This is a genomic window from Pseudomonas sp. GL-B-12 (assembly GCF_019955895.1).
Lineage (GTDB): Bacteria > Pseudomonadota > Gammaproteobacteria > Pseudomonadales > Pseudomonadaceae > Aquipseudomonas.
The window spans coordinates 81,878-107,713 of the sequence record NZ_JAHBCX010000066.1 but is presented as its reverse complement, the minus strand read 5'-3'; the positions used below and the strand labels follow the sequence as shown (position 1 = coordinate 107,713).

Genomic DNA, 25,836 nt, shown 5'->3' with positions numbered 1-25,836 from the left:
CCAAGACTTGATTGTATTTAATGATCAACGCGTTGCGCGCATTGATTTGACCAATTCCAACCATGAAGGTGGAACATAACCGGTCGCGGATTGGAATTTTGATGAGTCCAGCGAACGATTAATAGAAAGATCACTGTCGGCGACGATATCGATTTCCTTTTCATAAACTTCTGCCACCAATTTCAGCAGAGACAATTTATCAATAGGTGCCACCGAGACATGATAAAGACCCTTAAGCTCCGGGTTCGGGATCACATAATCTCGAATGACACGCGCCAGCTCCACGGTAGGAAGCCCCGAAAAAATGGCCTTTTCGTAGCCCTTGACGGACCCGTTCTGGGATAGAAACCAATCCACCAGTGAGTACTGGCTTCCCAGTTCATGACCGATGATTGAAGTCCGGAGAGTGACTGCATTCGGTCGGGCATGAAGCTCGCCAATGTACTTGGACTTGCCGTAGAGATCCTCCGCATCGGAGACATCCTCTTCAGTGTAAAGCCCTTTACGTCCGGAAAACACGCAGTCGGTACTGATGTGAATCAAGCGAGCGCCAGACAGTTCGCACAACTTGGCAATGCGATGCGGCAACATGGCATTGATGGGAAGCGCTGAAAGGGGATCCTTGGCATCGGCCAGCTGCTTGATCAAGCCGACGCAGTTAATGACGACATCCGGCTTGACCCGTGCCAGCACCGAAACCAGCGAGTCCTGGTCCAGCACGTCAACATTACTGATTAACGAACTGCGAGTTTCGTCTGAAAAGTATTTTGCGCCACCTGGATTACGTAAAGTGCCCCACACCTCATAGCGTGGGTTTCCATGGAATTGCCTGAACACCGTGCTACCCAGCATCCCGGTGACCCCTAACACTAGAACTTTCATTTTGAGCTACCTTTCAATTCATTGATCCTGGTACAGAGGATTTCGACGAGACGCTGGCTTTGACGCTCCATTTCGAAATGCTCGAGGTAGTACGCCCTGCCCGACTGCCCCAATGATTCCCGTTCATCCGAACTCATGTGGAAAAGTTGCTCAATGCACCTGGCCATACCTTCGGCATCTTGCGCCGGGCTCGTCAGGCCTGCATTGGCCTCTTGAATGACCCGAGCCCCTTCGCCATCCAGCGCGGCCACAATCGGCCTCCCCGCTGCAAGGTAAGCCTGGACTTTACTGGGAATGGTATAGGAGAACGCCTCATCTTGCTTCAACGTCACCAACAATCCCGTGGCACGACTGAAAAAATGTGGCATTTCACTTACCGGAAACCGGCCGGCGAGGACTAGGTTGTCCAATGATCGGGATTTTTTCTGGCTTTCGATCCAGCTCAGCATGCTACCGCTGCCGACCAGCACAATTCGGAGATTGGATAGATGGCGAAGCCTGTCTGCTACCTCAACCAGGGTTTCGACCGATTGCGCGGTCCCCAGGTTGCCAGCAAAAACGAGACAGAAATGGTTTTCGAGCTCCGCGAGCAGCGATACTGGAATCCGGGTCTCTTCGGAGCCTGGCGGAGTATCCTGATAACAATTTGGGTAATACACGACCTTGCCGGGATCAGCATAGCGAGCAACCGGCTCCCGGAATGCCTTCGACTGAACGAGTAAAGTGTCAACGCAGGCGTAAATGCCTCTGACCATCCACCCTACCACGCGCAAGAGCAATTTATTCCTGATGAATCCCGTCGCACTCAAACTCTCTGGCCAGAGATCTTGAACCCATACAGCCAGATGACTCTTGAGCTTCCATTTCAAATAGATGGCGGGAATGACCGACGTAATCGGGGAAGGTGCAAACACAAAAATTGCGTCGTAACGCTCGCCCCTTACAGCATCCGGGTAAAATTTCAACCCATTTACGATATAAGACAAATAATTCAGTATCAGGTTTTTTGCGCCCGAAGAGCCGCGAGGTCTAAGCGGCGCACGGCATACGCTAACTGTCGTTTCGTAACTTTCTTCCTGATATCCGGCGGCATTGTAGCCGTCGAACACAATGCCATCGGGGTAATTCGGCTTGCCGGTAAGAACTTTTACGATATGCCCCTGAGCAGACAAGCTCTTGACCAGGTCGTTGATAATAAATGATTCCGGCCAAAAATACTGCGACACCACGAGAACTCTCATTTATCAAACACCTGCTTTTCGCAACTTGGCCAGCGCCAGCAACTCGGACCACGTTCTTCTTGAGGTTTTCTCCCAATCAAACTTATCACTTTGCGCAACCGCTGCAACGGCCAGCTTTTTCAAGAGTTCCGGACTTGTTAAAGCTTCTGTCAATACGTCTGCTATGTCTTGGGAATCAAACGGCGAAAAATACAATGCTGCGTCCGCGCCAAACTCCGGCATGGGCATAACATTGGAGCAGATCATTGGCCGACCTGAAGCGAGCGCTTCAAGAAGTATGTTCGGGCAGTTCTCGCACGACGAGGCAAAGAGATTCAGATAAGCGTGGTGATACAGAGGAGGAAGTTCCTGATAAGGAATAGCGCCCAGTAGCAGGACCTGGCCTTCAAGGCCCAGCGTTGAAACCAGAGTCTTTACGCGCTCAGCTTCCGGCAGATTTGTTTCCCCGACAAGAATCAGCGGGAACCTTTCGCGAAGCTCTTGAGGTAGTTTCCCGTAAGCACTGACCACTTGAAAATGATGCTTGTAAACGTCAAATCTCGACACATATAAAATGTACTCGCTCCCTGGTAAAAAATCCGGGCGAACAGTACTTTTGCCGTGCGTCCGAAACACAGAACCAATTCCATGAGGCATAGTAACGGCGTTTTTAACCTTGGTCAGCGATTCGATGACCCCTCGTGCATAATTTGAAATAAATATCGTCAAATCAGCTTCAGTCATGCTCTTGAGCATAATGCGGTTCAATAACCAATCTCTGATCCGTTGCAACCCGAATGGTAAACTTTTTCGTACGCGCAAATCAAATGGAATCATGTTCCGAAACATCGTCGCAACCTTGCAACCGGCTGGTGCACGAGTGCCCACTACCCCCCCGGGACAAAACAGCAGGTCAGCCTTTTCAGCCTTCAAGATACCGGGTAACACCCACTTTTCCCACAAGGCTCTGACAAGCGGATTTTCTGTCGGCCAGGCAGGTTCGACGCGACGGATCCTTGGGTGATCCGGCAGCTTGAGTGACGAAGGGGCGAACACGCGGATCTCAAGATCCTTGTCGAAGGGTACGAACTGAAAAAGATTAATCAAATATGTCTGACCTCCACCTAGACGGGCAGAGAGCGCGTTGAAAACTATCTTCATGGAAAACCTTTTGCTCAATCTGAATTAGCGACTATTTTTATCAAGCCAGGATTGGAACATCAGAATATTCCACAAATGAAGACTACGATCGTACGTTCCGTTTTGATGCTGGAGCCACGCCGAGCGAATTTTCTGACAATCGAAATAACCCTCTCTCCTGATTCGCTCCTCAGCCAGCAAGTTCTCTGTCCACTCTCTCAGTAGTCCACGCAACCATTGCGCCAGCGGAATAGAGAAGCCCACCTTTGGTCTATCGAGGAACGAGGTAGGTACATATCTCTTAAGCAGTTCGCGAAGCGGCCATTTCCCGACGCCATTTTTGATCAACTGCTCTGAAGACAAAAAAAACGCCAGTTCCGCGACTCGATGATCGAGCAAGGGTGCCCGGGTTTCGAGGCTCGCGCTCATGGCACCACGCTCGACTTTTACCAGCAGATCATCCGGCAAGTACTGAGAAACATCCCATCTGCGAATTTCTTCGGTGTAATCGTCCATCGACTCCCAAGAGACGTCGCCCTGATCTTGACCGTCAATACCCAGTACCACATTGTCTGTAGTCTGTAGGCTGTCATTGCGACTACATTTACGCCAGAAAACCTTAACAACTAAAGCGCAAACAGCAATGAATTCCCGTCTCAACGAACGCGCGCAGGATACCGCATCATTGCCTCTGCCGAACACCAGAAACAAATTCCAATAAAATCAATGTTCAACTTACCGCCCCTGCTTCTGACCCTCAAGGCATAAGCAGACACAACACCGCCCCCCCCCACAATCATTCCGACCAAGAATGAAACAACGCCAAAAATCGACAACTGAAGCTGTGGTGAAGAAAAACCTAAAAAGGAGATGACAACAAACTGCTGGTTTTCCAGTACGAAGAGCAGGCATGGAATTGATACAAACAACACAAACCCTGTGATCACGAATCGCTTGAAGCGACTGCTGTCTCGCCAACTAATCGTCACTGCAACCCTCCTCATCCTCATTCACCCGATCACGCAATTCCTTACCCGGCTTGAAATGCGGAACGAACTTGCCGTCGAGACTGAGACCGACCGGTTTTCGAATTGCGCCCCACCCGCGGGGAGCGATAGCGCAGAGAGAAACTGCCAAACCCACGGATCTCGATACGATCGCCGGTGGCCAGGCATTGGGACATTTGTTCAAGCAAGGTCTTGATGGCCTGCTCCACATCCCTGGATGAGAGCAGCCCCTGACGGGTGACAATTCGCTCGATCAACTCCGACTTAGTCATAGCCCCCCCTTCTTTTTCAAGCAACCAGATCAGCGCTTCAGCACACCCGGAGATTTTGAACAGTGCTGCAGTTATCGCATCGTCCTCCTGCCAGGTATCTCGCCTGACCATCACTTACTTTCAGGCATAAGGCTAGCTGCAAATAAACGACTGATCCGACTAAGAAAGAGACAACCTGAGGAGCCCAGGGTTTCATCAACAAACCCCGGCAGGCCAATATTCTGTTCAGCCCAGGTAAAATCCAGGCACAAAAAAGGGCGACCGAAGTCGCCCTTTTTTACAGAAAGTCAGAACTTAGTTCTGCTTTTCCATTTGTGCACGCAGCAGGTCACCCAGAGTGGTGGCCACAGGAGCATCAGTAGCTACTGGCTTGTCGCGCAGGCTCTGGATTGCTTCTTTCTCGTCTTCAACGTCTTTCGACTTGATCGAGAGCTGAATTACACGGCTCTTGCGGTCAACGCTGATGATCTTGGCTTCTACTTCTTCGCCTTCTTTCAGAACGTTGCGCGCGTCTTCAACGCGGTCACGGCTGATTTCGGAGGCTTTCAGAGTCGCTTCGATATCGTCGGCCAGAGTGATGATGGCGCCTTTAGCGTCAACTTCCTTCACGATGCCTTTAACGATGGCGCCTTTGTCGTTCTCTTGAACGTACTCGGAGAACGGATCGCTTTCCAGTTGCTTGATACCCAGGGAGATGCGCTCGCGCTCTGGGTCAACCGACAGGATAACGGTGTCCAGCTCGTCGCCCTTCTTGAAGCGGCGAACGGCTTCTTCGCCCACTTCGTTCCAGGAGATGTCGGACAGGTGAACCAGACCATCGATACCGCCGTCCAGACCAATGAAGATACCGAAATCGGTGATCGACTTGATGGTGCCGGAGATTTTATCGCCCTTGTTGAACTGGCCAGAGAAATCTTCCCATGGGTTAGATTTGCACTGCTTGATGCCCAGGGAGATACGACGACGCTCTTCGTCGATGTCCAGAACCATAACTTCCACTTCGTCGCCGACTTGTACGACTTTCGAAGGGTGGATGTTCTTGTTGGTCCAGTCCATTTCGGAAACGTGTACCAGACCTTCAACGCCTTCTTCCAGCTCAGCGAAGCAGCCGTAGTCGGTCAGGTTGGTTACACGCGCGGTAACGCGAGTGCTTTCTGGGTAACGGGCTTTGATAGCAACCCATGGATCTTCGCCCAGCTGCTTCAGGCCCAGGGAAACACGATTGCGCTCGCGATCGTACTTCAGAACCTTGACATCGATCTCGTCGCCAACGTTGACGATTTCGGAAGGATGCTTGATACGCTTCCAAGCCATGTCGGTAATGTGCAGCAGGCCATCGACGCCACCCAGATCGACGAATGCGCCGTAATCGGTGAGGTTCTTGACGATACCTTTGACTTGTTGGCCTTCCTGCAGGGATTCCAGCAGAGCTTCGCGCTCGGCGGAGTTCTCGGCTTCCAGGACGCTGCGACGGGAAACGACAACGTTGTTGCGCTTCTGGTCCAGCTTGATGACCTTGAATTCCAGCTCTTTGCCTTCCAGGTGCGTGGTGTCGCGCACTGGACGGACGTCAACCAGAGAACCTGGCAGGAACGCACGGATGCCGTTAACGTCGACAGTGAAGCCGCCTTTAACCTTACCGTTGATAACGCCCTTGACCACTTCTTCGGCTGCGAAGGCTGCTTCCAGAACAATCCAGCATTCAGCGCGCTTGGCTTTTTCACGGGACAGCTTGGTTTCACCAAAGCCGTCTTCAACCGAGTCCAGAGCAACGTGAACTTCGTCACCGACGTTGATGTTCAGTTCGCCAGCGTCGTTGTAGAACTGCTCAAGCGGGATGAGTGCTTCAGACTTCAGGCCAGCGTGAACGGTTACCCAGCGAGCCTGGTAATCGATATCAACGATAACACCGGTGATGATGGAGCCTGCCTGAAGGTTCAGGGTTTTTAGGCTTTCTTCAAAGAGTTCCGCAAAGCTTTCGCTCATTTTAATTCCTGTTGATGAGGGCGAAGAATACGCCCATCTCCACACCCCAGACGGTGTGGGTTAGTTTCATTTAAAAGAAGCCACCGCAGGACTATGACTGGTCCCCTGCGGCCTTCTTGGTCACCCGGCGATATCGCGAATGGCGATCTCGCTCATGATGCGTTCCAGCACCTGGTCGATGGATAATTCCGTGGAATCCAGCTGTATGGCGTCAGCCGCCGGTTTGAGCGGGGCTACCGCTCGCTGGGTGTCACGCTCATCGCGCGCACGTATCTCATCTAGCAGACTCGACAGACTAACACCCTCGACCTTGCCCTTCAACTGCAAATATCGACGGCGCGCCCGTTCCTCGGCACTGGCGGTCAGAAAAATCTTCAGCGGCGCGTCAGGAAAAACCACTGTGCCCATGTCGCGACCATCCGCCACAAGGCCCGGCGCCTCCTGAAAGGCTCGCTGGCGCTGCAGCAGCGCCTCGCGTACAGCGGGCAACGCAGCCACCTGGGAAGCGCCGGAACCGACGCTTTCGGTGCGAATGACATCGCTGACTTCATCACCTTCCAGAATGATGCGTTGCAACTGACCGTCCGTCGCCGCGATGAACTGCACATCCAGATGAGCGGCGAGTTTCTTCAGCAGCTCTTCATTGGTCAGGTCGACACCGTGGTTATGCGCGGCGAAGGCCAGCAATCGGTACAACGCACCGGAATCCAGCAGGTTCCAGCCCAGGCGCTTGGCCAGAATCCCGGCTACCGTACCCTTGCCCGAACCACTTGGCCCATCAATAGTGATGACCGGTGCAATGTTGATCACGACTGTGCCTCTTGTGCCACGCGAATACCGACCTGTGCGCACAGCGCCAGGAAATTCGGGAACGACGTCGCGACGTTGGCGCAATCATGAATGCGGATCGGCGCACTGGCGCGCAGCGAAGCAACGCTGAACGCCATGGCAATACGGTGATCACCATGACCGTGCACTTCACCGCCGCCGATCTGGCCGCCGTCGATGATGATGCCATCCGGGGTTGGCTCGCACTTGACGCCCAGCGCCAGCAAACCATCCGCCATGACCTGGATGCGATCCGACTCCTTGACCCGCAGCTCTTCGGCGCCACGCAACACGGTGCGCCCTTCGGCACAGGCCGCGGCGACGAACAACACCGGGAACTCGTCGATCGCCAGCGGGACCAGCGCCTCGGGAATCTCGATACCTTTGAGTTTAGCTGCACGTACGCGCAAGTCAGCCACCGGTTCGCCACCCACTTCACGCTGGTTTTCCAGGGTGATGTCGGCGCCCATCAGGCGCAGGATGTCGATCACGCCGGTACGGGTCGGGTTGATGCCGACGTGCTCCAGCACCAGCTCCGAACCTTCGGCGATCGATGCCGCCACCAGAAAGAACGCCGAAGACGAAATATCGCCCGGTACTTCGATGTGGGTCGCGGTCAGTTTATTGCCGGACTCGACCGATGCGGTCGCACCGTTGACCGTTACCGGGTAGCCGAAGCCACGGAGCATGCGCTCGGTATGGTCGCGGGTCGGAGCAGGCTCGGTAACCGTGGTCCTGCCTTCGGCATAGAGGCCGGCAAGCAGCAGGCAGGACTTAACCTGGGCACTGGCCATCGGCATGGTGTAGGTCAGGCCCTTGAGCTTGTTGCCACCACGAATGATCATCGGCGGACGACCTTCAGCGGCGGTTTCGATCACCGCGCCCATTTCACGTAGCGGATTGGCCACGCGATTCATCGGGCGCTTGGACAGCGAAGCGTCGCCGGTCAGGGTGCTGTCGAAGTTCTGCGCAGCCAACAGGCCGGACAGCAGACGCATCGAAGTACCGGAGTTGCCCAGGTAGATCGGACCCGGTGCCGGCTTCAGGCCATGCAGGCCGACGCCGTGAATGGTCACGCGACCATGGTGTGGACCTTCGATGACCACGCCCATGTCACGGAAAGCCTGCAAGGTCGCCAGGGCATCTTCGCCCTCGAGGAAGCCTTCGACTTCGGTGACGCCTTCGGCCAGGGAGCCAAGCATGATCGAACGGTGGGAAATCGATTTGTCACCCGGTACGCGAATCCGACCGGACAGGCGGCCACCAGGTTGAGCCAGGAAAATCAGATCGTTGGAATTCATAGCGTCCACATAGGCCCTGCGGGCCAGGATTTTACTGAAATGCTCGCGGGCAACCCGGGCGCGAGTGAAAACGCCCAACAATTGGTGCCCATCCCCTGCATCGACCGCGTCGCGCAAGGCGTCGAGATCGCTGCGAAATGTATCGAGTGTGCGCAGGACAGCTTCGCGGTTGGCGAGGAAGATGTCGTGCCACATGACCGGGTCGCTTCCGGCGATTCTCGTGAAATCGCGGAAACCGCCCGCAGCGTAACGGAAGATCTCAAGATTTTCATTGCGCTTGGCCAACGAATCGACCAGACCGAACGCCAGCAAGTGCGGCAGATGGCTGGTCGCAGCCAGTACTTCGTCGTGACGCTCGACCTGCATGTGCTCGACATCGGCGCCCAATTCGCGCCACAAACGATCGACGACTGCCAGGGCTGCCGGATCGGTCTGCTCCAGCGGCGTCAGGATCACTTTATGGCGACGGAACAGCTCGGCGTTTGAAGCTTCCACCCCACTCTGCTCCGAACCGGCAATTGGGTGCCCGGGCACGAAGCATGACGGCATCTTGCCAAATGCTTCGGTGGCTGCACGCACCACATTGCCCTTAGCACTGCCGACATCGGTCAGGATCGCCTGCCCCAAATCCATGCCCGCCAGACGCGCGAGCACTTTCTCCATGGCCAGGATCGGCACTGCCAACTGGATGACGTCGGCGCCCTGACAAGCAACGCCCAGATCTTCCTCGCAGCGATCCACCACACCCAACTCGACCGCGAGCTTGCGCGATTGTGGATCGAGATCGACCCCGACCACTTCGCGGCACAGACCGCGTTCACGCAAACCCTTGGCAAACGAACCGCCGATCAACCCGAGACCGACCACCACCAGGCGACCGATCATAGGTTCAGCAGATTGCAGCGCAGTAACATCAACCACGAGCCAGAACCTTGGTCAGCGCCTCAAGGAAGCGGCTGTTCTCTGCCGGCAGGCCAATGGTGATGCGCAGGTGGTTCGGCATGCCATAGTTGGCCACCGGACGCACGATCACGCCTTCACGAAGCAAGCCCTGGAACACTGGGGCCGCGACCTGACCGAGATCGACGCAGATGAAATTGCCTTTGGACGCAATCCAGCTCAGCCCCAGCTCACGGAAACCGGCTTCCAGTTGCTGCATGCCGGACTCGTTCAACTGACGGCTTTGCGCCAGATACTCTTCGTCCTTCAACGCCGCACAGGCTGCCGCCAGGGCCAGGCTGTTGACGTTGAACGGCTGACGTACACGGTTCAGCACGTCTGCGACTACCGCCGTGGACAAGCCATAACCCACGCGCAGTGCCGCCAGGCCATAGGCCTTGGAGAAGGTACGGGAAACCAGCAGGTTCGGATAAGCCGCCAGGAAGTCCAGGCCGTCCGGCAGATCGCTGCCTTCGGCGTATTCGATGTAAGCCTCGTCCAGTACGACCAGCACATGCTCCGGAACATCCTGCAGGAATTCGTCCAGCGCCTCAGCGTCGAACCAGGTCCCGGTCGGATTGTTCGGATTGGCGATGAACACCACGCGGGTGTTGGCGTCGATCGCCGCCAGCATGGCAGGCAGGTCATGCCCCCAATCCTTGGCCGGAACCACCTTGGCCTCTGCGCCGACTGCCTGAGTGGCAATCGGGTAGACTGCGAACGCATGCTCGCTGAACACGGCATTCAGGCCCGGCGCCAGATAGGCGCGCGCCACCAGCTCAAGAATGTCGTTGGAGCCATTGCCCAGCGTCACTTGATTCAGTTCGACACGGCATTGTTCGGCCAGCAGGGTCTTGAGCGCAAAACCGTTGCCGTCCGGATAGCGGGTCAACTCGGCCAGCGCGTCGCGGATGGCCGCCAGCGCCTTGGGGCCGGCGCCCAACGGGTTTTCGTTGCTCGCCAACTTGACGATGCTGGCTGGATCGAGATTCAGCTCACGAGCCAGTTCGTCCACGGGTTTGCCCGGAACGTAAGGCGAAAGTTGTTGCACGCCCGGCTGTGCCAGAGCGAGGAAATTGCCACTCATTTGCTACCGCCCCTTAGAGAACTGCTTTCGGGTAGGAACCCAGCACCTTGAGTGCCACTGCTTCCTGACTGATCTTTTCCAGCACACCTTTGACCAGCGGGTCGCGATGATGGCCGACGAAATCGATGAAGAACACGTAGGTCCATTTACCGCTGCGCGACGGACGGGTCTCGATACGCGTCAGGTCGATGCCGTTGTCGTGGAACGGCACCAGCAACTCATGCAGCGCGCCCGGCTTGTTGCTCATAGAGACGATGATCGACGTCTTGTCGTCGCCGGTCGGCGGCACTTCCTGATTGCCGATCATCAGGAAGCGCGTGGAGTTGTCCGGGCGATCCTCGATTTTCTCGGCCAATCGGGTCAGCCCGTACAGGCCGGCCGCCATGTCGCCGGCAATCGCCGCCGAGTTCCACTCACCCTTGACCCGCTTGGCCGCTTCGGCGTTGCTCGACACCGCCACGCGCTCGACATTCGGGTAGTGGGCGTCCAGCCACTTGCGGCACTGGGCCAGTGACTGGGCGTGGGAGTAGATACGGCTGATGCTGTCGGTCTTGGTGTTTTCACCGACCAGCAGGTGATGGTGGATACGCAGCTCGACTTCGCCGCAGATCACCATGTCATGTTCGAGAAAGCTGTCGAGGGTGTGGTTGACCGCGCCTTCGGTGGAGTTCTCCACCGGCACCACGCCAAAATTCACCGCACCGGCTGCCACTTCACGGAACACTTCGTCGATCGCCGCCATCGGCTTGCTGATCACTGCGTGGCCGAAGTGCTTCATGGCCGCCGCTTGAGTGAAGGTGCCTTCAGGGCCGAGGTAAGCCACTTTCAGCGGCTGCTCGAGCGCCAGACACGAAGACATGATTTCGCGGAACAACCGCGCCATCTCTTCGTTGCCCAGCGGCCCCTGGTTGCGCTCCATGACACGCTTGAGCACCTGAGCTTCGCGCTCAGGACGATAGAACACCGGCACTTCGCCTTCGGCCAGCGAGGCCATCTTTACCCGCGCGACTTCCTGGGCGCAGCGCGCACGCTCACTGATCAGCTCCAGGACCTTTTCGTCCAGGGCATCAATGCGCAGGCGCAGTGCCTTGAGTTCTTGCTCAGACATTAGCCGTGTTCCTTCTCGAACTCTGCCATGTACGAAATCAGCGCGTTGACGGCGTTGATGTCGACGGCGTTATAGATGGAGGCGCGCATGCCGCCCACGGAACGGTGCCCCTTGAGGTTCAACAGGCCACGCTCGTCGGCACCGGCCAGGAACGGCTTGTCCAGACGATCATCAGCCAGGCGGAACGGCACGTTCATCCACGAGCGGTCCGACTTGTTGATCGGGTTGCTGTACAGGCCGCTGGCATCGATGAAGCCGTACAGCGTGCGCTGCTTGACTTCGTTGAGTTTGCCGATGGCCTCGACGCCGCCCTGCTCCTTGAGCCACTCGAACACCAGGCCGGACAAGTACCAGGCCAGGGTCGGCGGGGTGTTGTACATCGAACCGTTATCGGCCGCGACCTTGTAGTTGAGCATGGTCGGGCAAATGGAGCGCGCATGACCCAGCAGGTCTTCGCGAACGATGTTGACGACGATACCGCTCGGGCCGATGTTTTTCTGAGCGCCGGCGTAGATCATGCCGAAACGCGAAACATCCACCGGGCGCGACAGGATGTCCGAGGACATGTCGGCGACCAGCGGGATATCACCGGTCTCGGGAATCCATTGGAATTCCAGGCCGCCGATGGTTTCGTTCGGCGCGTAGTGAACGTAGGCCGCGTCTTTAGACAACTTCCATTCGTTCTGGCCGGGAATGGCGAAGTAGTCGTAAGGCTTGGCGGTGCCGGCAACGTTGACGTGGCCGTAGCGCGAAGCTTCTTCGATGGCCTTCTGCGACCAGATACCGGTGTCGATATAGTCGGCAGAGCCGTTTTCCGGCAACAGGTTCAGAGGAATCTGAGCAAATTGCTGGCTGGCGCCACCTTGCAGAAACAGCACTTTATAGTTCGAGGGGATATTCAGCAGATCACGCAGATCCTGCTCGGCCTTGGTGGCGATGGACACGAACTCATCGCTGCGATGGCTCATTTCCATGACCGACAGACCCTTGCCGTGCCAGTCGAGGAGTTCACCCTGGGCGCGCTGCAGGACAGCTTCGGGAAGCGCCGCAGGACCGGCACAGAAGTTATAGGCTCTCTTGCTCACATCCAATCTCGCTCTGATTTGGTGGTATCACGCAGTAAATCATCAGCCGACACCAATACAATGTGGGAGCGGGCTTGCTCGCGAAAGCGGTTGGACTGGCGACATCTTCATTGGATGTCAGTCCGTCTTCGCGAGCAAGCCCGCTCCCACACTGGATCTTCGTGGGTGTCGATATTTCATTACGGACAAACAACAAGGGGGCGAATTTTCATCCGCCCCCTGTTTACCCGATTATTCCTGTGGTTCTTCGTCAGCGGCGGCGTCGAGTTGCTGGTCTTCGGCAACGTCGTCGATCACGACTTCACCGACAAACCCCTCACCCTCTGCACCTTCCAGCTCTTCACCCTCGACTTCCGACGGCTCCTGAACCCGCTCCAGCCCGACCAGTGTTTCGTCGTTGGCCAGTTTGATCAGGGTCACGCCCTGGGTGTTACGACCCAGGCTGGACACTTCGTCGACACGGGTACGCACCAGGGTGCCCTGGTCGGAAATCAGCATGATTTCCTCGCCGTCGAGCACCTGGACCGCACCGACCAGACGGCCGTTACGCTCGTTGCTGACCATGGCGATAACGCCCTGACCGCCACGCTTGTACTCAGGGAACTCGGTGATCGCCGTGCGCTTGCCGTAGCCACGCGCCGAAGCGGTGAGGATCTGGCTGCCTTCTTCCGGGATCAGCATGGAAATCAGTTTCTGGCCTTCCGGCAGACGCATGCCGCGCACACCGCGGGCGGTACGGCCCATGGCGCGAACGTCGGATTCCTTGAAGCGGGTGACCTTGCCGCCATCGGAGAACAGCATCACTTCGCGCTCGCCATCGGTGATGGCCGCGGAAATCAGCACGTCGCCTTCGTCCAGTTCCAGCGCGATCAGGCCGACGCTGCGTTGACGACTGAAGGATTCCAGCGGGGTCTTCTTCACGGTGCCGTTGGCGGTGGCCATGAAGATGTAGTGACCTTCGGTGTATTCCTCGACCGGTAGCATGGTGGTGATGTACTCACCGTCGTCCAGCGGCAACAGGTTGACCAGCGGACGACCACGGGCAGCGCGGGACGCTTCAGGGATTTCGTAGGTTTTCAGCCAGTAAACCTTGCCCTTGCTGGAGAACAGCAGCAGCGTGGTGTGGCTGTTGGCAACCAGCAGGTGAGCGATGTAGTCCTCATCCTTGACGCCGGTGGCCGACTTGCCTTTGCCGCCACGACGCTGGGCCTGGTACGCAGCCAGCGGCTGGGTCTTGGCGTAGCCACCGTGGGAAATGGTCACGACGCGCTCTTCTTCCGGGATCATGTCACCCAGGGTCAGGTCGAGACGGGCATCGAGGATTTCAGTACGACGCACGTCGCCGTATTCGGCGCGAATCACTTCCAGCTCTTCGCGGATCACTTCCATCAGGCGCGTGGCGCTGTTGAGGATGCGGATCAGCTCGCCGATCTGGTTGAGGATCTCTTGATACTCGGCCAGCAGTTTTTCGTGTTCCAGACCGGTCAGGCGGTGCAGACGCAGTTCCAGAATGGCTTGCGCCTGTTCTGGCGACAGGAAGTACTTGCCGTCGCGCAGACCGTATTGCGGATCGAGGTTTTCCGGACGGCACGAATCGGCGCCGGCACGTTCAACCATCGCCACCACGGCCGAGGATTCCCAAGGCGTGCTGATCAGCGCTTCCTTGGCTTCCGACGGCGTTGGCGACGCCTTGATCAGGGCGATGACCGGGTCGATGTTCGACAGGGCAACCGCTTGACCTTCAAGGATGTGACCACGCTCGCGCGCCTTGCGCAGTTCGAACACGGTACGACGGGTCACCACTTCGCGGCGGTGACGGACGAAGGCTTCCAGCAGGTCCTTGAGGTTCAGGATCCGCGGACGGCCGTCGATCAGCGCGACGATGTTGATACCGAACACCGCTTGCAGCTGGGTCTGGGCGTAGAGGTTGTTGAGGATGACCTCAGGCACTTCGCCGCGACGCAGTTCGATCACGACGCGCATACCGTCCTTGTCGGACTCGTCGCGCAGTTCGGTGATGCCTTCGAGCTTCTTCTCCTTGACCAGCTCGGCGATCTTCTCGATCAGACGCGCCTTGTTCAGCTGGTATGGGAGTTCGGTGATGACGATCTGCTGACGACCACCGACCTTGTCGATGTCTTCGATCATCGAGCGGGCGCGCATGTAAATGCGCCCGCGACCGGTGCGGTAGGCTTCGATGATGCCGGCGCGACCGTTGATGATCGCGGCGGTCGGGAAGTCCGGACCGGGGATGTATTGCATCAGTTCATCGACGGTCAGTTCGGGATTGTCGATGAGCGCCAGGCAACCGTCGATGACTTCACCGAGGTTGTGCGGCGGAATGTTGGTCGCCATGCCCACGGCGATACCGCTGGAGCCGTTGACCAGCAGGTTGGGAATACGGGTCGGCATGACCGCCGGGATCATTTCGGTGCCGTCGTAGTTCGGCACCCAGTCCACGGTTTCTTTATGCAGGTCAGCCAGCAGCTCGTGCGCCAGCTTGGTCATGCGCACTTCGGTGTATCGCATGGCCGCGGCGTTGTCGCCGTCCACCGAACCGAAGTTGCCCTGGCCGTCTACCAGCAGGTAGCGCAGGGAGAATGGCTGCGCCATCCGAACGATGGTGTCGTACACCGCGGTATCACCGTGCGGGTGATACTTACCGATCACGTCACCGACAACACGGGCAGATTTCTTGTACGGCTTGTTGAAGTCGTTGCCCAGCTCGCTCATCGCGAACAGCACGCGCCGGTGCACGGGCTTCAAGCCATCGCGCGCATCCGGCAGTGCCCGCCCGACAATTACGCTCATCGCGTAGTCGAGGTAGGACTGCTTCAGCTCGTCTTCGATATTGACCGGGAGGATTTCTTTGGCCAGTTCGCCCATGAGAAGCCTGATTCCTTTTTCTGGTGAAACTTCGTCAGGACCAACGAAGCTCGCCGCTGCAGGCTCAGTGCCATGCATTGGCTTACAACAAATCAACGAGTTATGCCATGGATCTGCGCAGTACGGGTCGCCACTTCGGGCAACCCTGGAAACCGCCGGATGTTATCACAAGAGCCGCCACGCACCTATCCCCCAGATGCGCATGGGAGAGTAGTTAGTTGACCGGTGACAGGCTTGAAGGGGACGAGAGAAGCTTAGAGCTGTGTTGAATGGAGAATTTGTGGCTGATTCGGGCTGATTTGTTGGCTTTAAGGGCCTCTTCGCGGGCATGCCCGCGATAGCGATTAAATAGACACCAGGGCAATCAATGCAGACGCTTACGGCACATCAACTGCGCCATTTTCGCCGTATCCGGGCGTTCGACGATGCCTTTTTCGGTGACGATCGCATCGATCAGGTCCGCCGGCGTCACGTCGAACACCGGGTTAAAGGCATCGACGTCGGCCCCGACGCGCTTGCCACCGACCTCCAGCAACTCGCGACCATCACGCTCTTCAATCGGAATGTCATCGCCACTGGCCAGGTTCATGTCGATGGTCGAACTCGGCGCCACCACCATGAAGCGCACGCCGTGGTGCATGGCGTTGACGGCCAGCTGATAGGTGCCGATCTTGTTGGCCACGTCACCATTGGCGGTGATCCGGTCAGCGCCGACGATGACCCAGGTGGGGCCTTTGGTCTTCATGATATGCGCCGCGGCGGAATCGACATTGAGGGTCACGGGAATGCCTTCATTGGCCAGCTCCCACGCGGTCAGCCGCGAGCCCTGCAGCCATGGGCGGGTTTCGTCGACATATACCTGCTCGATCATACCCTCGATGAATGCACCACGAATCACTCCCAGCGCCGTGCCAAAGCCGCCCGTGGCCAGCGCGCCGGTGTTGCAGTGGGTCAGGATCGCCTGGGCGTTGCCCTGATGCTTGCGGATCAGGTCCACACCCAGTTGGGCCATGGTCAGGTTGGCTTCGCGATCACTTTCGTGAATGGCGATGGCCTCTGCCTCCAGCACCGCCAGCGGATCAGCATTGTCCTTCAGGCGATCAAGCCGGTCGTGCATGCGACCCAGCGCCCAGAACAGGTTGACCGCGGTAGGACGGGAATCGGCCAACAGCATGAAATCCTCTTCCAGCGCAGCGTACCAGTCGCCACCTTCGGCAATCCGGGCGCGGGCCGCCAGTACGATGCCATAGGCTGCGCTAATGCCGATGGCCGGCGCGCCACGCACCACCATCGAGCGAATGGCCTCGGCCACGCCAGCAGCGCTGGTGTAAGCAATCCAGGTTTCCTCGAACGGCAAAATACGCTGATCCAGCAGATGGAGAGCGCCATCACGCCAATCGATGGCCTTTACCTTTTCCGCAGCCAACAGTCGATCGCGCATCCCTCACCCCGCACTCATGAACAAAAGCCGCCGATTATAGCGATCCCCCCGCGAAGACGCTCGGGTATACTTCGCCATCCCTTACAAAAGCACTGGAACCGACCCTCGATGCCGAACACTGCCGCTGCGCTCGACCTGTTATTGCTGCCGACCTGGCTGGTACCCGTCGAACCCGCTGGTGTTGTCCTCAAGGAACATGGCGTGGGCATCCGTGATGGACGCATCGTGTTTATCGGCCCACGTTCCGCCGCGCTGAAGCTTAACGCAACCGAAACCCGCGAATTGCCCGACATGCTGCTCAGCCCAGGCCTGATCAATGCACACGGGCACGCGGCGATGACGCTGTTCCGTGGCCTGGCCGATGACCTGCCATTGATGACCTGGCTGGAAAACCACATCTGGCCCGCCGAAGCCAAGTGGGTCGACGAGGACTTCGTGCGCGACGGCACGGATTTGGCCATCGCCGAGCAAATCAAAGGCGGCATCACCTGTTTCTCTGACATGTACTTCTTCCCGAAGGTTGCCAGCGAGCGCGTGCACAACAGCGGTATTCGCGCGCAGATCGCGATTCCGATCCTCGATTTCCCGATTCCGGGCGCCGCTACGGCGGACGAAGCCATTCGTCAGGGCGTCGAATTGTTTGGCGATCTCAAACACCACGAGCGCATCAAAATCACCTTCGGCCCCCATGCACCCTACACCGTGGGCGACGAAAACCTGGAAAAAATCAGGGTGATTGCCGAAGAGCTGGACGCATCGATTCACATGCACGTGCATGAAACGGCGCTTGAAGTGCAGCAATCGGTCGAGCAGCGCGGTGAACGACCGCTCGCCCGACTGGCGCGCCTGGGCTTGCTGGGGCCACGCTTCCAGGCGGTTCACATGACCCAGATCAGCGAAGAAGACCTGACGCTGCTGGTAGAAAGCAACAGCAATGTGATTCATTGCCCCGAGTCAAACCTGAAGCTGGCCAGCGGGTTCTGCCCGGTCGAGCGTTTGTGGGAGGCCGGGGTCAATGTCGCGGTCGGCACCGATGGCGCGGCAAGCAACAATGACCTGGACCTGCTCGGCGAAACCCGCACCGCGGCCCTGCTGGCCAAGGCTGTCGCCGGCTCGGCCACCGCGCTGGATGCCCATCGCGCCTTGCGCATGGCCACCCTCAACGGTGCCCGGGCACTGGGTATCGAGGCCGAAGTCGGCTCGCTGGAAATCGGCAAAGCGGCGGACATGGTGGCTTTCGATCTCTCCGGCCTGGCCCAGCAGCCAGTCTACGACCCGGTTTCGCAGCTTATATACGCCACCGGCCGGGACTGCGTGAAACACCTTTGGGTTGCCGGCAAGCAGTTGCTCGACGACCGTCGCCTGACACGCCTGGATGAACAACAGCTTGGCACTGTCGCGAGGGCCTGGGGCCAGCGCATCAGTGGCCGCACCGAATCGTAAGCACCCTGGAACGCAATCCGGGGCAACAGGATTTTTCAAGTTTTAGAGGACTTAAACCATGAGCAACGTCGACTACGCCGAAATCGCCAAATTCGAGGCCCTGGCCCATCGCTGGTGGGACCGCGAAAGCGAATTCAAACCGCTGCACGACATCAACCCGCTGCGGGTCAACTGGATTGACGAGCGGGTCAACCTGGCCGGTAAAAAAGTCCTCGACGTCGGTTGCGGCGGCGGCATCCTCAGCGAAGCCATGGCTCAGCGCGGTGCGACCGTGATGGGTATCGACATGGGCGAAGCGCCGCTGGCGGTTGCCCAGTTGCATCAGCTGGAGTCGGGCGTGAGCGTCGAATACCGGCAGATCACCGCCGAAGCCCTGGCCGAGGAAATGCCGGAGCAGTTCGACGTGGTCACCTGCCTGGAAATGCTTGAGCACGTGCCGGACCCGTCGTCGGTCATCCGTGCCTGCTTCCGCATGGTCAAACCCGGCGGCCAGGTGTTCTTCTCCACCATCAACCGCAATCCGAAGGCGTACCTGTTCGCCATCGTCGGCGCCGAATACATCATGAAGCTGCTGCCGCGCGGCACCCACGACTTCAAGAAATTCATCCGCCCTTCCGAACTCGGAGCCTGGAGCCGCTTGGCCGGCCTGACCGTCAAGGACATCATCGGCCTGACCTACAACCCGCTGACCAAGCACTACAAACTGGCGGCCGACGTGGACGTCAACTACATGATCCAGACCCTGCGCGAGGAGTAAGCCGATGCCAATCAGAGCAGTTCTTTTCGACATGGACGGCACCCTGCTCGACACCGCGCCGGACTTCATTGCGATCTGTCAGGCGATGCGTGCCGACCGTGGCTTGCCACCGATGAACGACAAGCACATTCGCGACGAGATTTCCGGCGGCGCCAAGGCGATGGTCGCGGTGACCTTCGCCATGGACCCGGAATCCCCGGGGTTCGAGGAACTGCGCCTGGAGTTTCTGGAGCGCTACCTCGTCGGTTGTGCAGTCCACAGCAAGCTGTTCGACGGCATGGGCGAACTGCTGGCGGACATCGAGAAGGCCAACCTGATCTGGGGCGTGGTCACCAACAAGCCGCTGCGCTTCGCCGAGCCGATCATGCAACAGCTGGGGCTGGCTGAACGCTCGGCGCTGCTGATCTGCCCGGATCATGTGAAGAACAGCAAACCGGACCCGGAACCGCTGATCCTCGCCTGCAAGATGCTCGACCTGGACCCGGCCAGCGTGCTGTTCGTCGGCGATGACCTGCGCGACATCGAGTCGGGCCGCGATGCCGGCACCAAGACTGCTGCGGTGACCTTTGGCTATATCCACCCGGATGACAACCCGCGGCATTGGGGTGCGGACGTGGTGGTCGATCATCCGCTAGAGTTGCGCAAGGTGCTCGATAGCGCGCTTTGCAGCTGCTGAGCCAGATAGCTTGACGTGGGCACCTGCTTTTGTGGCGAGGGGGCTTGCTCCCGCTGGGCCGGACTGGCGCTCCAGCGCGAAGCGGCCCCTCTGCCTCTGCATGCGCTGACTCAGGCACCGTTATTAAAGGATTTACGACTGCTTCGCAGCCGAGCGGGAGCAAGCTCCCTCGCCACAGGTATGCGATGCCTGCCTAGTATTGGATTGTTGTGAGGTTTATATGTTTGATTACTCCGCTCGCCCCGAACTGCTCAAGGATCGGGTCATTCTGGTCACAGGCGCAGGACGCGGCATCGGCGCCGTAGCGGCAAAAACCTACGCGGCCCACGGCGCAACCGTGCTGTTGCTGGGCAAGACCGAAGCCAACCTGACCCAGGTCTACGACGAAATCGAAGCCGCCGGCCATCCACAACCGGCGGTGATCCCGTTCAACCTCGAAACCGCCCTGCCCCATCAATACGATGAGCTGGCGGCCATGATCGAAAGCGAATTCGGGCATCTCGACGGCCTGCTGCACAATGCTTCGATCATCGGCCCACGCACGCCGATCGAGCAGCTTTCCGGCGAAAACTTCATGCGGGTCATGCAAGTCAACGTCAATGCCATGTTCATGCTCACCAGCACACTGCTGCCGCTGCTCAAGCTGTCGCAGGATGCCTCGGTGGTGTTCACTTCCAGCAGCGTCGGCCGCAAGGGACGTGCGTACTGGGGCGCTTACGGTGTCTCCAAGTTCGCCACTGAAGGCCTGATGCAAACCCTGGCTGACGAAGTCGATACCGTGGCCCCGGTACGCTCCAACAGCATCAACCCGGGTGCTACCCGCACCAGCATGCGCGCCCAGGCTTACCCGGGTGAAAATCCGCTGAACAACCCGACGCCCGAGGAGATCATGCCGGTCTACCTTTACTTGATGGGCCCGGACAGCACCGGTATCAATGGCCAAGCGTTCAACGCCCAGTAACGACCGCACGTCGCTTTTTAGTGCCGCGCCAGCTTCCTGTCGCGGCACTCGAAGGCTCTCGGGTTCGAGCCAGGCACCTGTCAAACAAACGTCACACGCTGCGCTACACAGGTAGCAAATAAACAACAACCCGTTGATTTAACACAGCTTTTATTCTGATGAACCGAATGGCACGACTTTCGCTCTAAGTTTGCTCAGACACGCAACGTGGAAGCAGACGGGGTGAAGCTTGAGTGCAGAGATTACTCATCTTCTACAAAGCGGATTAAACTTGTACGAAATGTCCTACGGGACTGACGGACCAGTACGACGCGCAGCCCTAAGCCGCTCTCACCCTGCTTGTAAGACAGCCTTACTGCTTAGGGGCGCACGCCTTATGAAACCACCTTCCCAGACCAACGCAATTGACTTCGATAGCGCCAAATTGCAGCGCCTGGGCTTTGGTCAGCAGCCGCCTCTTCTGGAAAGGCCTGTCAGTCTTGCGCAATTGCGCCAGCAGCTGAGCCTGCAGTTGCAAACCAGTCTGGAGCCGCAACGCATTCTTGGGACTTTCTATCGCGAGATTCAGCGATTGGTGCCGTTGGACGCCTTGTGCTATCTGCACAAGAGCAGTGACCTGCGCCTGGAGTTCGGCCAACGCGGCCACCATTCCATCAGTTACAGCCTCAGCCACGAAGGCGAACACCTGGGTGAGCTGATTTTCCGTCGCAATCAGCGTTTCAGCGAACAGGAACAGGGCAATCTCGAATCACTGCTGGCCGCGCTGCTTTTCCCGATGCGCAACGCGCTGCTTTACCGTACCGCCACCCAAAGCGCACTGCGCGACCCGCTGACGGGCACCGGCAACCGCATCGCCATGGACCAGACGCTGCAAAGGGAAATCGAGCTGTCCCGGCGCCATCTGCAACCGTTGTCGGTGCTGATGCTGGACATCGATCATTTCAAGCAAGTCAATGACACCCATGGCCACAGCACTGGCGATGACGTGCTCAAGGCGGTCGCCGCCACGATCAAAAACCAGCTGCGCAACGTGGACATGGTGTTCCGCTATGGCGGTGAAGAGTTCCTGATCCTGCTGTCCAATACCAGCCGCGAGGCCGCGGCCATGGTCGGTGAGCGGCTGCGGTTTGCAGCGCAGTCTGAAGAGTACCTGGCCGATGGTCATACGATCCTGCTGACGGTCAGCCTCGGCTGTTCGACCCTGTTGCCCGGCGAGTCTGCCGAAAGCCTGTTGCGACGGGCAGACAGCGCGTTGTATGTGGCCAAGCGCGAAGGTCGTAACCGGCTGGAGATGGCAGGCTAATTTTTCAGTCACACACAAACCAATGTGGGAGCGGGCTTGCTCGCGAATGGGATCTGACCTTCAACGATGATGTTGACTGACAGTCCGTATTCGCGAGCAGGCTCGCTCCCACAGTTTTTTTCAAGCAGCGATTGGATCAGCCTTCGGCCAATGCCATCCGCTCACGCACGACCGGCACTCTCTCTGCGTGCTCCAATTGCATGCAACGCTCGAGAAACAGGTGCATGTAGTCGTAACTCTTGCAAACGGCCTGACGCAGCTCCACCTGCAGGGATTTGCTCGGGTTGGTGCCCGCCAATGTGCAGATGATTTCCAGGGCTTCCCATGGATGGGCATCGTCGTACTGGGCATGCATCTTCAGCCACTTCATCGCCCGCTTGCGATCTTCCTCGGGGAACGAGGCGGCGTAGGTACCGTTGGAACAAACCACCGCCGACCATTCCCCGGTCGCCCCTTCAATGGCGTAGTTGGTAGCGGCAATCGCAACGATCAGCGAGTCGGCTGAACTGGTGTGCCAGCACCAATGGCTCAGGGCGTGAAGCTCGGGGGGAACCTGCTGAGCCTGCAAGTCTTCCAGGCTGACACCGTGCGCGCGGCTCCAGTGCACCCAGTAGTCGGCGTGGTTCAATTCGACGCGGATGTTGCGCATCAGCCAGCGACGGGCCATGTCTTCGCCCGGATGACGGGCAAAGCGTGTCTTGGTCAGGTTTTGTGCCATATACAACGCGAACTGTTCGACCACTGGCCAGCCACCGATCAGGTACTGGCGCATGGTCTTTGCACTGAGCTTGTTGTCTCGCATGCGTTGGTACAGTTCGTGTTCGACAACCCGGCGCTTGCTCTCGCTGCAATCCTGGATCAGGCGCTGGGCCCAGGCAGGATAACTTGCAGCTTCCATGAGCGGTCCGGTTCGGTTGAATGTGTCGATCACTGTCGAGCTCCTTTTGATTGTGATTGTGAGACCGGCAGGAGTTTCAACGGAACGTGCCAGGCGCCTTGAACAACAGCGGCTGAGGCCTGGCAGGACGACTCAGCAAGCTATCGCAGGTAAACAGCTGCGGGCGTTCAATCACATACCCTTGAGCGTAATCCACCCCGATCTCCAGCAATGCCTGCTCGATCTGGGGTGTTTCGACAAACTCGGCAATCGTGCGTTTACCCATCACATGGCCAATGTGATTGATCACTTCGACCATGGCGCGGTTAATCGGGTCGTCCAGCATATCCTTTACGAAACTCCCGTCGATCTTCAGGAAGTCTACAGGCAAATGTTTCAGGTATGCGAATGAGGACATTCCGGCACAAAAATCATCCAGTGAAAAATGGCACCCTAAGCCTTTGAGTTCATTAATGAATCGGATGGCGCTGCCAAGATTTGAAATAGCGCTGGTTTCAGTAATTTCAAAACAAATCATTTCAGGCGGAATTGAATACGTCACAAACTGTTGGCGCAAGAAGCCCAGGAACGCATCATCCCCGATCGTCGTGCCTGACAGATTGATCGCACACATGGCCAGCGGCCCGGGGCCTTGCTCGGCCCGGCATTGAGCAATAATCTTGAACACGTTCTGCACCACCCAACGATCAAGCGAGCTCATCAGGCCATAACGCTCGGCAGCCGGAATGAAGCTGTCAGGCAAGATCATCCGCCCGGCTTCATCATGCAATCGCAGCAGAATTTCAATGTGCCCGCAGCCCTTATCGACATGACCCAAGGGGGCAATTTCCTGGGCGTACAGGCAGAAGCGGTCCTCCTCCAGCGCCATGTGCAAACGCTGCACCCAGGCCATTTCGCCGAAGCGCAGGGACAATTCCGAGTCATCCGGATGATAGACCTGGACCCGGTTCCGGCCCTTTTCCTTGGCCATGTAGCACGCCATGTCGGCAGCACGTAGCGAGGTTTCGAGCGTCGTCGGATTCTGTGCGACATGGACCAGCCCGATACTGACAGTGGTCACGAAAGGCCGGCCCTTCCAGACAAAATGCAGATTCTGCACAGTCTGGCGCAGGCTCTCGGCAATTTTCTCCGCCGCTTCCGGTGCGCAGTTTTCCAGCAGGATGCCGAACTCGTCGCCGCCCAGGCGCGCCAGGGTATCGCCTTCGCGCAGCCCGGATTGCAACAAGGCACAGATATGCCGCAACAGTTCGTCGCCCGCCGCATGGCCGCAGGTATCGTTGACCAGTTTGAACTGATCCAGATCGAGGAACATCAGGGCATGGCGACCCGCGTAGCGGGTCAGGTTGTGCAGCGCCTGTTCCAGGCGATATTCGAATTCTCGGCGGTTGGCAAGCCCGGTCAAGGCGTCGTGGGTCGCCTGCCACGACAGATTGGCGATGTATTGCCGCTCCTGGGTCATGTCATGCAGCACCAGCACCGTACCGCTGACTTTGCCAGCATTGCGGATCGGCGCGCCCACCAGCGTGACCGACACCGTGCTGCCGTCCAGGCGTTGAATCAGCTTGGAGTGTTCACTGCCGCCACTGAGCTGGCCGCTCAGAATATGCTCGATCAGGGTGAACCCATCGGTCTGGGCATTTTCGTCCAGCAGGTTGAACAGCGCCGCCAGCGGCAACCCTGTCGCCTGCTCGGCCTTCCAGTGGGTCAACGCCTCGGCCGCCGGATTCATGTAGGCAATCGCACCTGATACATCCGTGGTGATCACGCCGTCGCCAATCGATTGCAGGGTGATCTGCGCCCGTTCTTTCTCCAGCTGCAGCGCATCAGCGAAGGCATGGCGCTGCTTGAGCAGTTTATGGGTGCGCATCAAGGCCAATGCAATCAAGCCCAGGGCGGTGGCGAGGTTGGTCACCAGCAACAGTCGCAGGATCATCCGCGAGCCTTCGCCCAAGGCATCGCTGAAGGCCTTCGCCGCCGGTGTCACACTTTCGTTGATGTCGAATATCTGATCCTTCCAGTGCTTGATATCGGCATCGGTGGCCTGCCTGGTGGTGATGCGCTGATGCATCTCCCGCGCAATGGCATCGAGTTGCACCAGATAGGCGTCGCCCACCCTCCAAAGGTCGATGGCTTTCTCGTGGTAACTGAAGTGCCGGAAATTCAGGTACAGCCAGATCACACTGGTGCTGTCATCCGGATGGTTGCCGCCCTTGAGGATCGCCACACGTGCCGCCTCGATGTTCGGCGGCCGATGATCCAGCGCCACACGCAACTCATGCCCGCCCTGGGGCACGGAAATGGCGTTCTGGTATTTACGAAAAATCGCTTCGTCGCCGCTGTCGGCATAGAGGTTGAGATAATAGATGGCGTCTTTCTGGCCCTTGGACCACAGGCTTTCGCCGGCAACATAGCCGCGAACCGCCGACAGCACGTAAAGGCTAACGCCGCCCAACAAGGCTTGAAACACCACAACGGCGATAAATGGCCAGACGATGCCCAACAACCGTGGCGTTCCGAGAGTCCGCGTTTGATTCATGTGGTCCCTTGCATTAGCACTGCCTTCTCGTCTTCCGGACGAAATCGCTTTAGCTAGACTAGGGGGCGATATCGCTTCCG

20 protein-coding genes and 1 pseudogene are annotated in these 25,836 nt (G+C 58.0%); 5 read left to right on the top strand and 16 right to left on the bottom strand.

What is annotated here, in order from left to right; translation table 11 throughout:
* Window positions 1–24: 24 nt before the first annotated feature.
* From KGA85_RS27815 to mtnA, 14 genes and pseudogenes are all read right to left on the bottom strand, one after another.
* Window positions 25–882 carry a dTDP-4-dehydrorhamnose reductase family protein gene (locus KGA85_RS27815; protein WP_223456233.1) on the bottom strand — a complete coding sequence of 286 codons (858 nt, stop codon included), beginning with the start codon at window positions 880–882 and terminating at the stop codon, window positions 25–27.
* Complete coding sequence (locus KGA85_RS27810; protein WP_223533253.1) at window positions 879–2,123, bottom strand: glycosyltransferase family 4 protein; 1,245 nt, start codon at window positions 2,121–2,123, stop codon at window positions 879–881. The genes KGA85_RS27815 and KGA85_RS27810 overlap by 4 nt, the downstream gene beginning before the upstream one ends.
* Before the next feature lie 3 nt (window positions 2,124–2,126).
* Window positions 2,127–3,263, bottom strand: coding sequence for a glycosyltransferase family 4 protein (locus KGA85_RS27805; RefSeq protein WP_223456231.1), 1,137 nt, complete (start codon window positions 3,261–3,263; stop codon window positions 2,127–2,129).
* Between the two features lie 24 nt (window positions 3,264–3,287).
* Window positions 3,288–3,758, bottom strand: coding sequence for an asparagine synthase-related protein (locus KGA85_RS27800; RefSeq protein WP_411741642.1), 471 nt, complete (start codon window positions 3,756–3,758; stop codon window positions 3,288–3,290).
* 140 nt (window positions 3,759–3,898) lie between these two features.
* Window positions 3,899–4,231: a hypothetical protein gene (locus KGA85_RS27795; RefSeq protein ID WP_223533254.1), complete on the bottom strand. Its 333-nt coding sequence runs from the start codon at window positions 4,229–4,231 to the stop codon at window positions 3,899–3,901.
* Window positions 4,221–4,521, bottom strand: a pseudogene (ihfB, locus tag KGA85_RS27790) (integration host factor subunit beta). The gene KGA85_RS27795 and the pseudogene ihfB overlap by 11 nt, the downstream one beginning before the upstream one ends.
* Before the next feature lie 294 nt (window positions 4,522–4,815).
* Window positions 4,816–6,507, bottom strand: a complete 1,692-nt coding sequence (gene rpsA / locus KGA85_RS27785) for a 30S ribosomal protein S1 (protein WP_007973639.1) — start codon at window positions 6,505–6,507, stop codon at window positions 4,816–4,818.
* A 120-nt stretch (window positions 6,508–6,627) separates the two neighbouring features.
* A complete protein-coding gene (gene cmk / locus KGA85_RS27780; RefSeq protein WP_007985391.1) occupies window positions 6,628–7,317 on the bottom strand; it encodes a (d)CMP kinase in 690 nt (229 codons plus the stop codon).
* A complete protein-coding gene (locus tag KGA85_RS27775) occupies window positions 7,314–9,521 on the bottom strand; it encodes a bifunctional prephenate dehydrogenase/3-phosphoshikimate 1-carboxyvinyltransferase (protein WP_263287549.1) in 2,208 nt (735 codons plus the stop codon). Before KGA85_RS27775 ends, cmk begins: the two co-directional genes overlap by 4 nt.
* A gap of 28 nt (window positions 9,522–9,549) precedes the next feature.
* Window positions 9,550–10,662 carry a histidinol-phosphate transaminase gene (hisC, locus tag KGA85_RS27770; protein ID WP_223543548.1) on the bottom strand — a complete coding sequence of 371 codons (1,113 nt, stop codon included), beginning with the start codon at window positions 10,660–10,662 and terminating at the stop codon, window positions 9,550–9,552.
* A gap of 13 nt (window positions 10,663–10,675) precedes the next feature.
* Window positions 10,676–11,770 carry a prephenate dehydratase gene (gene pheA / locus KGA85_RS27765; RefSeq protein WP_007939916.1) on the bottom strand — a complete coding sequence of 365 codons (1,095 nt, stop codon included), beginning with the start codon at window positions 11,768–11,770 and terminating at the stop codon, window positions 10,676–10,678.
* Complete coding sequence (gene serC, locus KGA85_RS27760) at window positions 11,770–12,855, bottom strand: 3-phosphoserine/phosphohydroxythreonine transaminase (protein WP_223543547.1); 1,086 nt, start codon at window positions 12,853–12,855, stop codon at window positions 11,770–11,772. Before serC ends, pheA begins: the two co-directional genes overlap by 1 nt.
* A gap of 231 nt (window positions 12,856–13,086) precedes the next feature.
* Window positions 13,087–15,741, bottom strand: a complete 2,655-nt coding sequence (gyrA, locus tag KGA85_RS27755; protein ID WP_223456228.1) for a DNA gyrase subunit A — start codon at window positions 15,739–15,741, stop codon at window positions 13,087–13,089.
* A 364-nt stretch (window positions 15,742–16,105) separates the two neighbouring features.
* The gene (mtnA, locus tag KGA85_RS27750) at window positions 16,106–17,182 is read right to left on the bottom strand and encodes an S-methyl-5-thioribose-1-phosphate isomerase (RefSeq protein ID WP_223456227.1); all 1,077 of its coding nucleotides are present in this window, start codon (window positions 17,180–17,182) and stop codon (window positions 16,106–16,108) included.
* A 108-nt stretch (window positions 17,183–17,290) separates the two neighbouring features.
* Between mtnA and KGA85_RS27745 the strand changes: the two genes are divergently transcribed.
* From KGA85_RS27745 to KGA85_RS27725, 5 genes are all read left to right on the top strand, one after another.
* On the top strand, window positions 17,291–18,625 hold the full coding sequence (locus KGA85_RS27745; RefSeq protein ID WP_223533256.1) for a TRZ/ATZ family hydrolase: 1,335 nt from the start codon (window positions 17,291–17,293) through the stop codon (window positions 18,623–18,625).
* A gap of 58 nt (window positions 18,626–18,683) precedes the next feature.
* Window positions 18,684–19,382 carry a bifunctional 2-polyprenyl-6-hydroxyphenol methylase/3-demethylubiquinol 3-O-methyltransferase UbiG gene (ubiG, locus tag KGA85_RS27740; RefSeq protein ID WP_223456225.1) on the top strand — a complete coding sequence of 233 codons (699 nt, stop codon included), beginning with the start codon at window positions 18,684–18,686 and terminating at the stop codon, window positions 19,380–19,382.
* A 4-nt stretch (window positions 19,383–19,386) separates the two neighbouring features.
* Window positions 19,387–20,058 carry an N-acetylmuramic acid 6-phosphate phosphatase MupP gene (mupP, locus tag KGA85_RS27735; protein WP_056727168.1) on the top strand — a complete coding sequence of 224 codons (672 nt, stop codon included), beginning with the start codon at window positions 19,387–19,389 and terminating at the stop codon, window positions 20,056–20,058.
* 220 nt (window positions 20,059–20,278) lie between these two features.
* Window positions 20,279–21,019 carry a YciK family oxidoreductase gene (locus KGA85_RS27730; RefSeq protein WP_223456223.1) on the top strand — a complete coding sequence of 247 codons (741 nt, stop codon included), beginning with the start codon at window positions 20,279–20,281 and terminating at the stop codon, window positions 21,017–21,019.
* A 376-nt stretch (window positions 21,020–21,395) separates the two neighbouring features.
* Window positions 21,396–22,322 carry a GGDEF domain-containing protein gene (locus tag KGA85_RS27725; RefSeq protein ID WP_223456222.1) on the top strand — a complete coding sequence of 309 codons (927 nt, stop codon included), beginning with the start codon at window positions 21,396–21,398 and terminating at the stop codon, window positions 22,320–22,322.
* A 136-nt stretch (window positions 22,323–22,458) separates the two neighbouring features.
* Here the strand turns inward: KGA85_RS27725 and KGA85_RS27720 are convergent, their stop codons facing one another.
* Together KGA85_RS27720 and KGA85_RS27715 are read right to left on the bottom strand one after the other, a co-directional pair.
* A complete protein-coding gene (locus tag KGA85_RS27720) occupies window positions 22,459–23,220 on the bottom strand; it encodes an iron-containing redox enzyme family protein (RefSeq protein WP_263287547.1) in 762 nt (253 codons plus the stop codon).
* Window positions 23,221–23,296: 76 nt separating this feature from the next.
* A complete protein-coding gene (locus KGA85_RS27715; RefSeq protein WP_223533257.1) occupies window positions 23,297–25,756 on the bottom strand; it encodes an EAL domain-containing protein in 2,460 nt (819 codons plus the stop codon).
* Between the last annotated feature and the right edge of the window lie 80 nt (window positions 25,757–25,836).

Excerpts from the sequence above, each read along its gene's own strand:
- KGA85_RS27800 (WP_411741642.1), bottom strand. The coding sequence starts at position 3,758 with ATGGACGATTACACCGAAGAAATTCGCAGATGGGATGTTTCTCAGTAC.
- rpsA (WP_007973639.1), bottom strand. The coding sequence starts at position 6,507 with ATGAGCGAAAGCTTTGCGGAACTCTTTGAAGAAAGCCTAAAAACCCTG.
- mtnA (WP_223456227.1), bottom strand. The coding sequence starts at position 17,182 with ATGCGCGATCGACTGTTGGCTGCGGAAAAGGTAAAGGCCATCGATTGG.
- KGA85_RS27815 (WP_223456233.1), bottom strand. The coding sequence starts at position 882 with ATGAAAGTTCTAGTGTTAGGGGTCACCGGGATGCTGGGTAGCACGGTG.
- KGA85_RS27810 (WP_223533253.1), bottom strand. The coding sequence starts at position 2,123 with ATGAGAGTTCTCGTGGTGTCGCAGTATTTTTGGCCGGAATCATTTATT.
- KGA85_RS27725 (WP_223456222.1), top strand. The coding sequence starts at position 21,396 with ATGAAACCACCTTCCCAGACCAACGCAATTGACTTCGATAGCGCCAAA.
- KGA85_RS27720 (WP_263287547.1), bottom strand. The coding sequence starts at position 23,220 with ATGGAAGCTGCAAGTTATCCTGCCTGGGCCCAGCGCCTGATCCAGGAT.
- pheA (WP_007939916.1), bottom strand. The coding sequence starts at position 11,770 with ATGTCTGAGCAAGAACTCAAGGCACTGCGCCTGCGCATTGATGCCCTG.
- KGA85_RS27730 (WP_223456223.1), top strand. The coding sequence starts at position 20,279 with ATGTTTGATTACTCCGCTCGCCCCGAACTGCTCAAGGATCGGGTCATT.
- KGA85_RS27805 (WP_223456231.1), bottom strand. The coding sequence starts at position 3,263 with ATGAAGATAGTTTTCAACGCGCTCTCTGCCCGTCTAGGTGGAGGTCAG.
- gyrA (WP_223456228.1), bottom strand. The coding sequence starts at position 15,741 with ATGGGCGAACTGGCCAAAGAAATCCTCCCGGTCAATATCGAAGACGAG.
- mupP (WP_056727168.1), top strand. The coding sequence starts at position 19,387 with ATGCCAATCAGAGCAGTTCTTTTCGACATGGACGGCACCCTGCTCGAC.
- KGA85_RS27745 (WP_223533256.1), top strand. The coding sequence starts at position 17,291 with ATGCCGAACACTGCCGCTGCGCTCGACCTGTTATTGCTGCCGACCTGG.
- hisC (WP_223543548.1), bottom strand. The coding sequence starts at position 10,662 with ATGAGTGGCAATTTCCTCGCTCTGGCACAGCCGGGCGTGCAACAACTT.
- KGA85_RS27775 (WP_263287549.1), bottom strand. The coding sequence starts at position 9,521 with ATGATCGGTCGCCTGGTGGTGGTCGGTCTCGGGTTGATCGGCGGTTCG.
- KGA85_RS27715 (WP_223533257.1), bottom strand. The coding sequence starts at position 25,756 with ATGAATCAAACGCGGACTCTCGGAACGCCACGGTTGTTGGGCATCGTC.
- ubiG (WP_223456225.1), top strand. The coding sequence starts at position 18,684 with ATGAGCAACGTCGACTACGCCGAAATCGCCAAATTCGAGGCCCTGGCC.